The organism is Palleronia rufa (genome assembly GCF_000743715.1).
Lineage (GTDB): Bacteria > Pseudomonadota > Alphaproteobacteria > Rhodobacterales > Rhodobacteraceae > Palleronia > Palleronia rufa.
This window is the reverse complement of sequence record NZ_JQEY01000002.1, coordinates 14,124-25,507: the sequence shown is the minus strand read 5'-3', so window position 1 is coordinate 25,507 and position 11,384 is coordinate 14,124. Positions and strand designations below refer to the sequence as shown.

Annotated in this window: 12 protein-coding genes; 6 read left to right on the top strand and 6 right to left on the bottom strand. The window is 66.1% G+C overall.

The genetic code is table 11. The annotated features are described in order from the left end of the window. Positions 1–81: 81 nt before the first annotated feature. From KW83_RS04210 to KW83_RS21825, 5 genes are all read left to right on the top strand, one after another. On the top strand, positions 82–648 hold the full coding sequence (locus KW83_RS04210; RefSeq protein ID WP_036175134.1) for a lipid-binding SYLF domain-containing protein: 567 nt from the start codon (positions 82–84) through the stop codon (positions 646–648). A 68-nt stretch (positions 649–716) separates the two neighbouring features. Continuing rightward, complete coding sequence (locus KW83_RS04205; RefSeq protein ID WP_036175131.1) at positions 717–2,579, top strand: peptidylprolyl isomerase; 1,863 nt, start codon at positions 717–719, stop codon at positions 2,577–2,579. Beyond that, entirely contained in the window at positions 2,579–4,093 is a 1,515-nt protein-coding gene (trpE, locus tag KW83_RS04200; protein ID WP_036175128.1) for an anthranilate synthase component I, read from the top strand. The genes KW83_RS04205 and trpE overlap by 1 nt, the downstream gene beginning before the upstream one ends. Positions 4,094–4,436: 343 nt before the next feature. Then, on the top strand, positions 4,437–4,694 hold the full coding sequence (locus KW83_RS21830) for a hypothetical protein (protein WP_407667839.1): 258 nt from the start codon (positions 4,437–4,439) through the stop codon (positions 4,692–4,694). Continuing rightward, entirely contained in the window at positions 4,661–5,266 is a 606-nt protein-coding gene (locus KW83_RS21825; protein ID WP_407667841.1) for an IS630 family transposase, read from the top strand. The genes KW83_RS21830 and KW83_RS21825 overlap by 34 nt, the downstream gene beginning before the upstream one ends. A 385-nt stretch (positions 5,267–5,651) precedes the next feature. On the opposite strand, the gene KW83_RS04185 is transcribed toward KW83_RS21825, so the two are convergent. Genes KW83_RS04185 through lpxD form a run of 4 tightly spaced genes read right to left on the bottom strand, consistent with a single transcriptional unit; the run spans position 5,652 to position 8,462 of the window. Then, on the bottom strand, positions 5,652–5,867 hold the full coding sequence (locus tag KW83_RS04185) for a hypothetical protein (protein WP_036175119.1): 216 nt from the start codon (positions 5,865–5,867) through the stop codon (positions 5,652–5,654). A gap of 1 nt (position 5,868) precedes the next feature. After that, entirely contained in the window at positions 5,869–7,077 is a 1,209-nt protein-coding gene (locus KW83_RS04180; RefSeq protein ID WP_036175117.1) for a beta-ketoacyl-[acyl-carrier-protein] synthase family protein, read from the bottom strand. After that, entirely contained in the window at positions 7,074–7,340 is a 267-nt protein-coding gene (locus KW83_RS04175) for an acyl carrier protein (RefSeq protein ID WP_036175114.1), read from the bottom strand. Before KW83_RS04175 ends, KW83_RS04180 begins: the two co-directional genes overlap by 4 nt. Before the next feature lie 30 nt (positions 7,341–7,370). Next, positions 7,371–8,462: a UDP-3-O-(3-hydroxymyristoyl)glucosamine N-acyltransferase gene (gene lpxD, locus KW83_RS04170; RefSeq protein ID WP_036175111.1), complete on the bottom strand. Its 1,092-nt coding sequence runs from the start codon at positions 8,460–8,462 to the stop codon at positions 7,371–7,373. 698 nt (positions 8,463–9,160) lie between these two features. Here lpxD and KW83_RS04165 point away from each other — a divergent pair. Next, complete coding sequence (locus KW83_RS04165; protein ID WP_036175939.1) at positions 9,161–9,721, top strand: YcbK family protein; 561 nt, start codon at positions 9,161–9,163, stop codon at positions 9,719–9,721. Between the two features lie 111 nt (positions 9,722–9,832). Here the strand turns inward: KW83_RS04165 and hflX are convergent, their stop codons facing one another. Together hflX and hfq are read right to left on the bottom strand one after the other, a co-directional pair. After that, positions 9,833–11,089 (bottom strand): GTPase HflX, encoded by a 1,257-nt coding sequence (hflX, locus tag KW83_RS04160; RefSeq protein ID WP_036175108.1) that lies wholly within the window; start codon positions 11,087–11,089, stop codon positions 9,833–9,835. A gap of 46 nt (positions 11,090–11,135) precedes the next feature. After that, positions 11,136–11,375 (bottom strand): RNA chaperone Hfq, encoded by a 240-nt coding sequence (gene hfq, locus KW83_RS04155; RefSeq protein ID WP_036175105.1) that lies wholly within the window; start codon positions 11,373–11,375, stop codon positions 11,136–11,138. Between the last annotated feature and the right edge of the window lie 9 nt (positions 11,376–11,384).

Sequence of the window (11,384 nt, the reverse complement as noted above, 5' to 3'; positions counted from 1 at the left end):
GCCACGCCCACGTATAGTGGCGTTCGAGCGGTCGCCAAAAAGACCGCCAAAGAGGCATCGGCAGGAACGAGGGACATTCCCATGACCAACATGACACGGCGCAGGGTTCTATCGGGCGCGCTGGCCACGGTGGGCGCGACCGCGCTGGCGGGCTGCAGCAACGCCGTCGGCTCGAACGGGGCCGCCACGATCGACGCGCGGGTCGCGTCCACCATGGACTACCTTTACAGCAACTATCCCGCCACGGCGCAGCTGCGCGACAAGGCCGCGGGCGTGCTGGTCATGCCGCTCATCACCAAGGCGGCACTCGGCGCGGGCGGCTCCTACGGGCGCGGCGCGCTGCTGGTGCAGGACTCGACCGTGGACTACTATTCCGCCGCCGAGGCGAGCCTCGGCTTTCAGCTCGGCGCCCAGCAATACGCCCATGTGCTGTTCTTCATGACCAACAACGCGCTCTACGACTTCCGCTCGTCCCCTGGCTGGACCGCGGGCGCGGACATCGAATACGCGCTGAACGACCGCGGCCAGAACCTGTCGGCCACCACCATCACCCAGCTGTCGCCGGTGATCGGCGTGGTCTTCGGCCAGGCGGGCCTTCTGGCCGGCGCCTCCGTCGAGGGCACGAAGTACACGCGCATCATCCCTTGAGGCGCCGCTGAGCTTGCCCTAGACCGGCGCGCACCGACCCAACCCCCACGGCGAAGGAGCGCGTGACCATGGCCAAGGGCACCAAGAACCCTGTCGGCAAGGCGGTCGTCTGGACCATCTTGCTGCTGCTCATTGTCGGCCTCGCGGGATTCGGAGCCACCAGCTTCGGCGGCTCGGCCCGCGTCGTCGGGTCCGTCGGGGACACCGAGATCGACGTCGACCGCTACGCCCGCGCGCTCCAGCAGGAGATACGCGCCATGGAGGCGCAGACCGGCGAGCGGCTCTCCATGTCCCAGGCGCGCGATTTCGGGCTGGACCGGATCGTGCTGCAGCGGCTCGTGTCGCTGGCCGCGCTGGAGGACGAGGCCGACACGCTGGGCGTGTCGGTCGGCGATGGGGAAGTCGCGCGCTCGATCCAGGACATGCAGGCGTTCCAGGGCGCCGACGGCAGCTTCGACCGTCAGGCCTATGCGTTTTCGCTCGAACGCGCGGGGCTGAGTGTCGCGGAATTCGAGAACCAGCTGCGCGATGAGATTGCCCGCTCGCTCCTCCAGGGGGCCGTGATCGCGGGCGTCCAGCCGCCCACCACCTTCGTGGACACGCTCTACGACTACGCGCGCGAAACCCGGGACCTGACGCTGGTGCGCTTCGGCCCGGACGACTTGGAACAATCCGTGCCGGAGCCGGACGACGACGCCCTCACCGCCCAGTACGAATCCGACCCGGAGGCCTACACCCTGCCCCGGCGCAAGCGTATCACCTATGTCTGGCTGTCACCCGACATGCTGGCGGACAGCGTTCCGGTCGACAACGCGGCGGTGCAGGATCTCTACGAGCAGCGGTCCGACGAATACGACCGCCCCGAAATGCGTCTGGTAGAGCGGCTCGTCTTTCCCGACGATGCTGCGGCCCAGGCCGCGGCCGATGCTCTGTCTGCCGGTGAGACCGATTTCGACACGCTGGTTCAGGAGCGCGGCCTTACGCTTCAGGACGTGGACATGGGCACGGTCGCGGCGGACGGTCTGGGGGCCGCGTCGGAGGCGGTCTTCGCGCTCGACGCACCGGGGATCGCTGGGCCGGTCCAGACGCCGCTGGGGCCCGCGCTTTTCCGCGTGAACGCTATCCTCGCCCCGCAGCAGACGCCACTTGAGGACGTGGAGGACGAATTGCGCGCGGAACTTTCCGCCGGCGCCGCGCGCCGCGCCGCTGATGCGCAGATCGAACCTGTCTCCGACCTTCTGGCCGGCGGCGCCACCTTGGAAGAGGTCGCGGCAGAGACCGAATTCCGGCTGGGCGAGACCGTCTGGAGCACCGGCGAGGCCGGCGAGGACGGCGCCGACATCGATGCCTATGAAGAGTTCCGTACCGCAGCCGCCGCGGCGGAGCCGGGCGATTTTCCGGAAGTCACGCAGCTGTCGGACGGCGGTCTTTTCGCGCTCCGCGTCGATGAGGTGCTGGAGCCGGAGCTTCAGCCGCTGGAAGATGTCCGCGACCGCGTGGCGCAGGACTGGACGGCGGCAGAGCGCCGCGCGAGACTTACGGACAGGGCGACCGCGGCCATGGAGCAACTGCGCGAAGGTGCCGCGATCGACGCCATCGGCGGCACGGTCACGCGGCAGGAGGGCGTGCTGCGCGACGCGTTCCTCGAGGGTCTGCCCGCCGGTACCGTCACCGCGGCCTTCGCCCTGGACGAGGGCGCGTCGGAGGTGATCGAGACGGCCGACGGCGCGCTTCTGATCCGGGTGGATGGGGTCAGCGTGCCCGGCGGCGCGACCGAGGAGGCGCAAGCCGTCAAGGAGGGCGTGCGCACCGCCGCCGGACAGGGGATCGCACAGGACATCACCTCGGCCTTCACCGCGGCGCTTCAATCGCAAAAGGGCATATCGCTCAACAGTCAGGCGGTCAGCGCGGTGCTGTCGCAGTTCAACTGATGCAGCTCTTCCCCGATTTCGAGGCGTTCGCCCGCGCCTTCGATGCCGGACGCAACCAGGTCGTCCACGCGCGACTCTCCGCCGATCTCGACACGCCGGTGTCGCTGATGATGAAGCTTGGACAGGCCGGGCGCGATACGTTCATGCTGGAATCGGTGACCGGCGGTGAGGTCCGCGGACGCTATTCCATCGTCGGCATGAAACCGGATCTGGTCTGGGAGTGCCGTGGTGAGGTGAGCCGGGTGAACCGCAGCGCCCGGTTCGACGACGCCGCCTTCGAGACGATGGAGGGCCACCCGCTGGAAACCCTCCGCCGGATCCTGGCTGAAAGCCGGATCGACCTGCCCGCGGATCTGCCCGCCGCGGCTGCGGGGCTGTTCGGCTATCTCGGCTATGACATGATCCGCCTTGTCGAGCATCTGCCGGACGTGAACCCCGATCCCCTGGGCCTGCCCGATGCGCTGATGCTGCGCCCGTCGGTCGTGGCGGTGCTCGACGGCGTCAAGGGAGAGGTCACGGTGGTGGCGCCGGCCTGGGCGGGGTCGGGCCAGTCGGCACGCGCGGCCTATGCCCAGGCGGCCGAGCGGGTGATGGACGCGCTGCGCGACCTCGACCGCGCGCCCCCCGCCGATGCCCGCGATCTGGGCGAAAGCGGCCCGCTGGCGGAGCCGGTTTCGAATATCTCCCACGCGGATTACCTGTCCATCGTGAAGCGCGCCAAGGATTACATCGCCGCCGGCGACATCTTTCAGGTGGTGCCGTCGCAGCGCTGGACCATGGGCTTTCCGCTGCCCCCCTTCGCCCTCTACCGGAGCCTCCGGCGCGAGAACCCTTCGCCCTTCATGTTCTATTTCAATTTCGGCGGGTTTCAGGTCATCGGCGCCAGCCCGGAGATCCTCGTCCGGGTAATGGGCGGAGAGGTCACGATCCGCCCCATCGCCGGCACCCGTCCCCGCGGCGCCACGCCGGAAGAGGATCGCGCCCATGAGGCGGATCTGCTGGCCGACGCCAAGGAGCGCGCCGAGCATCTGATGCTGCTCGACCTGGGCCGCAACGACGTCGGCCGCGTGGCGAAGATCGGCACCGTGCGTCCGACGGAGGAGTTCATCGTAGAGCGCTATTCCCATGTCATGCACATCGTGTCGAACGTGGTCGGAGAATTGCGCGACGATCAGGATGCGTTGTCCGCGCTGCTGGCCGGACTGCCTGCGGGTACGGTGTCGGGCGCGCCCAAGGTCCGGGCGATGGAGATCATCGATGAGCTGGAGCCGGAAAAACGGGGCGTCTACGGCGGCGGCCTGGGCTATTTCAGCGCCAGCGGCGACATGGACATGTGCATCGCGCTCAGGACCGCCGTACTGAAGGACGACGCGCTGCACTTCCAGGCCGGCGGCGGTGTGGTGTTCGACAGCGACCCAGAGGCCGAGTTCGTCGAGACGGTGAACAAGGCCAAAGCGCTGCGCCGTGCCGCCGAGCTTGCGGGCCGCTTCGCCGGTTCTTCCCGGAACGACTAGGGCAGAGGGCGCTATGGATCCTCAAGAAAGCGTTCGATCCCCGGGTCCCGCAATCGGGTCGCTACGGTAGCAGAGATCGGAAGTCTCCGAGCCTTCTGCGCAGGTGAACGGCCTTCCAGTACTTTCGGTTCTAAAGCGTTTCGGTTTGAACTTGGATCGTGAGGGATTCCCTTGAGAGCTGGTCTGTGATTCATCCTGTTTGGGAGGATGGATCATGTCAGCACCATTGCCATCCGCACTTCGGGCGCGGTTTCAGAAGTACATTGAAGAAGGGTCAAGCGGGCGCGCGGCGGCGTTGCGTCTGAAATTGTCGCCAGCGACGGGCGCGCGGTGGGCGCGCCAGGTGAGAACCAAGGGCCATGCGGAACCGGCCCCCCAGGGACCGCCGCACGGCAAGGGGAAGCTGGCACCGCATCAGGCTTTCCTTGAGGAGTTGATCGCACAGGACCCCGACATCACGCTGTTCGAGTTGCGCGATGCGCTGGCTGAGGCAGAAGGCGTGCGGGTGCACCACTCTTCCATCGCCAACCTGCTGTCCCGGCTCGGGTTCACGTACAAAAAAAGTCACTGGTCGCGACCGAGCGCCGCCGTGCCAAGGTAAGGCAGCAACGGGCCGAGTGGTTCAAACACCGTCTGCCTGCCATTGCGGCCTTGCCGGATCGCGTTGTCTTCATTGATGAAACRGCAGTGAAGACGAACCTCACGCGCCTGCGCGGCAGGGCCAAACGCGGTCAACGACTGACGATGGAGGCGCCTTTCGGAAGTTGGGGCACGCAGACATTGATTGCAGGGCTGACACAAGATGCGTTGATCGCGCCGTGGGTCATCAAGGGCGCGATGGACGGCCCCGCCTTTGCCGCCTACATCCGCGAGGTGCTCGTTCCAGAGATCGTACGCGGCACCGTCGTCATCCTCGACAACTTGGCCACGCATCGGAATAAGGAGGCCGCGCAGGCCTTGCGAGACCACGGCTGCTGGTTCCTCTACCTGCCGCCATACTCACCCGACCTGAACCCCATAGAGCAGGCTTGCTCAAAGCTGAAAGCCCACCTTCGAAAAATCGGGGCCAGAACCTTCACCGAGGTCTTTCAAGCCATCGGCGCAATCTGCGATCTCTACGACCCAGCAGAGTGCTGGAACTACTTCAAGGCTGCCGGATATGTTGCAGGTTAAAACCGCAATGCCTTAGGGGATAATAGGTCATCCTTTCAAGGCTTTGCGACGCGTTATTCAGGTAATTTTGGGCACCCGAGCAGTGAACGGACCTGTCAAACCATCGGTCAGAGTGCGCGGAAAAAGCGCAACTTCCCCCGTGGGTCCGGAGTGAAAAAAACCTGCCGGCCCCTCGGCTGACAGGTGATGTGCCTCATGTCGTGGAACACATGGTCAATCCGCCGCTCGCCCCGGTTTCTTCCTTCGGGGTCAGTCGGTTGCGTCGGATCAGTCGTTTTTCTGCCGCACAGCGTCGTCGAGCTTCTGGCCCTCGTGGCGGACCCACAGGACGCTGAACAGCGCCAGAGTGAGCGCGGCGATGGGAATTCCGAAATCGAACAGCATGTCATACGTTCCTCTTCAGATACCTCAGAATATAGAGCGCAATGGCGTGCATTACCAGTCCCGCGCCTCCCCATGCGACACTGGCGACAGTCTCGGTGTCGCTCCCTTCGATGGCCGGGCGGATGACGGCGAAACCGATGAGCCCGATCCCCAGCGACGTCAGGAAGGTCGAAATCGCCTTCACCCGCTCATTGTAGGTTGCGATCGGGTCACGCATCTCAGGCCTGGCGCAGGGCAAGCACCGCATTGAACCCGCCGAAAGCAAAGGCGTTCGACAGCGCGACCGTGACGCTGGCCTCCCGTGCCTCGTTCGGGACCACGTCGAGCGCGCATTCCGGATCGGACTCCTCATAGCCTATGGTCGGCGCGATGATACCGTCGCGTACCGCCATGATGCAGGCCAGAAGTTCCACCGCACCGGTGCCGCCGATCAGATGGCCATGCATCGACTTGGTGGAGGAGATCATCAGATCATTCGCGTGCCTGCCGAACACATCGGCCACGGCGGCGCATTCGGTCTTGTCGTTGGCCGCCGTCCCGGTGCCGTGGGCGTTGATGTAGCCGACGTCATCGGGTGCCAGCCGCCCGTCTGTCAGCGCGCCGGCGATGGCGCGCGCGGCCCCCTTCTTGGACGGCATCACGATGTCGGCGGCGTCCGAGGACATGGCGAAGCCCGCGACCTCGGCCATGATCTCGGCCCCGCGGGCGCGGGCATGCTCGTACTCCTCGAACACGAACATCCCCGCACCCTCGCCCTGCACCATCCCGTTGCGGTTGGCCGAAAACGGGCGGCAGGCGTCGCGCGACATGACCCGCAGCCCCTCCCACGCCTTCACGCCGCCGAAACACAGCATCGCCTCGGACCCGCCGGTGACCATGACATCGGCGACGCCGGAACGGATCGTGGCGAAGGCCTGTCCCATCGCGTGATTGGACGACGCGCAGGCGGTCGCCACGGTAAAACTGGGCCCTTGCAGGTTGTACTGCATCGACACGTGGCTGGCGGCGGCGTTGTTCATCAGCTTCGGCACCACGAAGGGATGGACGCGGTTCTTGCCCTCTTCGTAGACGGCGCGGTAATTCTCGTCCTGGGTGGTCAGACCGCCGCCGGACGTGCCCATGATGACGCCCGCGCGCTGCGCGAGCTCTCCCTGGAAGTTCAGCCCGGACTGCGCGACCGCCTGCGCCGCGGCGATCAGCGCGAATTGCGTGAACCGGTCGTAGAGCGCGATCTGCTGGCGGTTGAACTGCGCGGACTCGTCGTAGTCCTTCACCTGCGCGCCGATCTGGACGGTCAGCCGCTCCACATCCCGAATGTCGAGCCGGCCGATGCCGCAGCGTCCCTCCCGGAAGGCCTCCATCGTGGCGCCGACCGTGTGGCCGAGCGCGTTGATCGTGCCCGCGCCGGTGATGACCACCCGCCTCACGTGGATTGCGCCGCGACCAGACCCTCGACGGCGCCGATGATGGAGGCCACGGTAGAGATGTCGAACGCGCTGTCCTGAGGTGAATTGGCGTTGAACGGAACCTGTATGTCGAACTCCTCCTCGATGGCGAAGATCGACTCCACCAGACCCAGGCTGTCGATTCCCAGATCCTCCAGGGTCTGGGTCAGGGCAATGTCGGACGGCTCCAGCATCGCCTGTTCGGCGAGGATCCGGATGACCTTGTCCTTGACGTCGTCTGCCATGGTTTCGCCCCTTCGGTGACGGGGCGAGATCTAGTCGTCCGCGCCGTCTTTTGAAACCGGTTTCTTGCCCGGCGCCATGGCGCGAAGGGTGCGGGGCAACCGGCGGAGCGCCTTGTACATCTCTATGTGCTGGTCCATCCGCACCGCCGGATAGCCAAGCATGACGCGGCCCGCGGGCACATTGGACATCACCTTGGTGGCGCCGCCCAGGATCACGTCCGATCCCACCGTCAGGTTGTCACCGACGCCTGTCTGACCCCCGCACACCACCCGGTCGCCCAGCACGGTGGAGCCCGCGATGCCGGTTTGGCCCGCCAGAAGGCAGTCGCGTCCCAGCACGACGTTGTGGGCGATGTGACACAGGTTGTCGATCTTGCAGCCCGTCCCAATCCGCGTGTCGCGGATGGTGCCCCGGTCCACCGTGGCATTGGCGCCGATCTCTACGTCGTCGCCGATCTCGACGCTGCCCAGGGAATGAATTCGCGTCCAGCTTTGCGGCGCGATGTCGCCCTGGTCCCCGAGACTGGCGCGGGCACGCTCCACGCCCGAGGTTTCCGGCGTGACGAAGGACAGGCCGTCCGCGCCGATCACCGCACCGGGTTGCAGGATCACCCCGTCGCCGATGCGCACGCGCACGCCAATGCGCACGCCCGTCAGGATCAGGGCATCATCACCGATCAGGGCGTCCTCGGCGACGGAGACATGGGACGCGATCCGGGCGCGCACGCCGATCCGGGCCGCCGCGCCGATGCTCACGAACGGGCCGACGGCGGCGCCGTCGCCGATTTCCGCATCGGGAGCGACCACCGCCGACGGATGGATGCCCGGCGCGATCTGCGGACCGGGATCGAGCCGGGCGGTAAGCCGCGCCATCGCCAGGCGCGGTCGCTGAACGAAGAGGGCGGCTTTCAGGCCCAGGGCGCGCCAGTCGGCCCCTTCCCACAGGATCGCGGCGCGGGCACGGCCCTCTTTCAGGCGCTCCGCATAGGCCGGCTGCATGGCCAGCGCCAGGTCTTCCGGTCCAGCGTCCGCGGGCTCCGCTGCGCCGGCGATCTGCAGAGTGCCATCGCCCTCCAGCCGGGCCGACAGCGCCTCTGCGATGGCGTTGAGCCTGTATGCCATGGTAGTCCTCTTGACGCGTCGCGGACAGGATTAGCCGTGGGCGGCGGTCATGGCCACCTGTTCCGGTCCCGCGGCCATTCAAACATCAACCGCCAGATATACGTCACGGAACCCGGCGTCCCAGCCGCGATGCCGTCGCCAACATCGCCTTTGCACAGTCCCCACGCAGCTCCGCTCAATCGCACCCCGGACCTGCATGCATTGCGAGGGGCAGCGCCCCTGCCGGGTCCGGCCCTCCAATCTGACGATCCGCTTGGACGCGTCGAAAGAACCCGCAGCGCGTGTGAGCGGACCGGTCGGCGACGATTGAGGCGGCGCACAGTCGGACGGACGGCGATACGCCGTCGTCCACGCCCGCCGTGGAGCCCCGTCTCAAAGCGACGTTCCAGGCGTCGGGACGCAGAAAGCTCCGGGCGTCGCCGCGACATGGATCAGATGATGGGCGAGTCATGTCGATTTTTTGGGCCGACCGTTGCGCCGGAGCCACTCTTATAAACATCCGATTGTTCAGTAGTCTTTTACGATCCGTTAAGCGAAAGTTTGCCAGAATGAGGGAAGTTTTCGCCGATAGGGTTAGGGCCTCTTCCTCGAATGCGTCACGCATGTCATAGAAAAGAGGTCCGGAGGCACGGGCACACAATCGCGATCAACGCGAGATCACAAAGCAGGTTCGAACAGACGGGACGCAGGACATGATGATGAAACCGACCGGGCTATCGCGGCGCGCACTTCTTGGTGCGTTCGCGGCCACTGCGGTGACGGCCGCACCGACCTTCGCAAACGCTTTCGGCATCCTTCGCGGCGCCGGCGACATCCGCAGGCTGCGAATGTATTCCGGACGGACGGGCGAGACGCTCGACACGATATATTGGATCGAAGGCGAATATATCAAGGACGCCCTGAACGAGGTCCATTTCTTCATGCGCGACTGGCGCAACAACAAGCTCAAGTCGATCGACCCGCGCACGGTGGACATCATGGCCGCTTCGCATAATCTTCTCGATACGTCAGAGCCGTACATGCTCATTTCCGGCTATCGCAGCCCGGAAACCAACGAGATGCTTCGCAGACGTTCGTCTGGCGTGGCAAAGAATTCGCGCCACCTGCGCGGAGAAGCCGCCGACCTGCGGCTCAAGTCCCGTTCCGTCAATCAGATGTACAGTGCGGCGGCGGCCGTCGCGGCCGGCGGCGTTGGACGCTACAATTCATCGAATTTCGTGCACATGGATTGCGGTCCGGTCCGATCCTGGGGCAGCTGAAACCCCGATCCGGCACGCGGCGGGGCCCGTCCGGACCGGCACGGTCCCGGTGGACCAAACCCAGCCGCTGCCCCGGTCGCCCGCCGAGCACCCGTCACCGATCGCCGGCGGTCAGATGTCGTGGAAGGCGCGCGCCTGGCGTCGGGTCCAGTTCACGCTGAGATGCAGACCGTCGTCGCCCTGGCGCTCATCCTCGACCACGCCCTGATCGTAGAGCCAGGCGCGTCTGCGGCCCGCAGAAAACGGCAATAGCAGATCCTTGCGGGTCCGCGCCTCGTCCAGCGCGCCTTCGACCGCCGCGACCAGTGGGGCCACGCCGGTGCCTGCCAGGGCCGAGATCGGCTGCACGTCGTCGCGCCGCCCCGCCAGACGCTCCGTCGCCGCCGCGGTCTCCGCAGGAAGCTGATCGATCTTGTTCCAGACCTCGATCATGGGAATGTCGTCGCGCACGCCCAGGTCGCCCAGGATCCGCATGACGTCGCGGGCCTGATCCTCGCTGCCGGGATGGCTGATGTCGCGCACGTGCAGGATCAGATCGGCCGCCAGAACCTCTTCCAGCGTCGCGCGGAACGCCGCCACAAGCTGCGTCGGCAGATCGGAGATGAATCCCACCGTATCCGACAGGATCGCGCGCTTTCCGGCGGGCAGGTCCACGGCGCGCATGGTGGGATCGAGCGTCGCGAAAAGCATGTCCTCTGCCATCACCTCTGCCCCCGTCAGCCGGTTGAAAAGTGTGGATTTGCCGGCATTGGTATAGCCGACCAGCGCGACGATGGGGAACGGCACCTTGGCGCGCGCGGCGCGGTGCAGCTCGCGGGTCCTGACCACCTTGTCGAGCTGTTTGCGCAGCCGCGTCAGCTGGTCGTCGATGGCGCGACGGTCGGCCTCGATCTGGGTCTCGCCCGGACCGCCGACGAAGCCAAGCCCGCCCCGCTGGCGTTCCAGATGGGTCCAGGCGCGCACCAGCCGGGTGCGCTGGTAGCTGAGCGCGGCCATTTCAACCTGCAACACGCCCTCTCGGGTTCGGGCGCGGTCCGAGAAGATCTCCAGGATCAGTCCGGTGCGGTCCAGAAGCTTGGTGTCCCAGGCCTTTTCCAGGTTGCGCTGCTGGACCGGGGAAACCGGGCCGTCGATGAGGACAAGACCGATATCGTCGGCCTCGATCCGGGCCTTCAGCTCATCCATCTTGCCGGTGCCGAAGAGATGGCCGGGATGGGCGCGGGGCAGCCGCACGACCTGCCCCCCAACGACGTCGAGCCCCGGCAACGCATGGGCCAGGCCGATCGCCTCGGACAGGGCGGGCTCCGCATCCCGTCGGTCGCGGTCGGTCTGGATGTCGGGATGCAGGACAAGGGCACGCGTGGTCATGGCAACGCAACGCCGGGCCGGCGCCAACGGGTCCGCGCGTGACGGATCACGCCTGTTCGTCGCCTTCGTAGAGCTGGATCGGCTGGGATGGCATGATGGTTGAGATCGCGCCCTTGAACACCAGTTGCGATTGCCCGTCGCGGCGCAGCAGAACGCAGAAATTGTCGAACCACGTAATGACGCCCTGCAGTTTCACACCGTTGATGAGAAAGATCGTCACCGGAACCTTGGTCTTCCGGACATGATTGAGAAAGGTTTCCTGAAGGTTCTGCTTGTCACCAGCCATCCGGTCTTT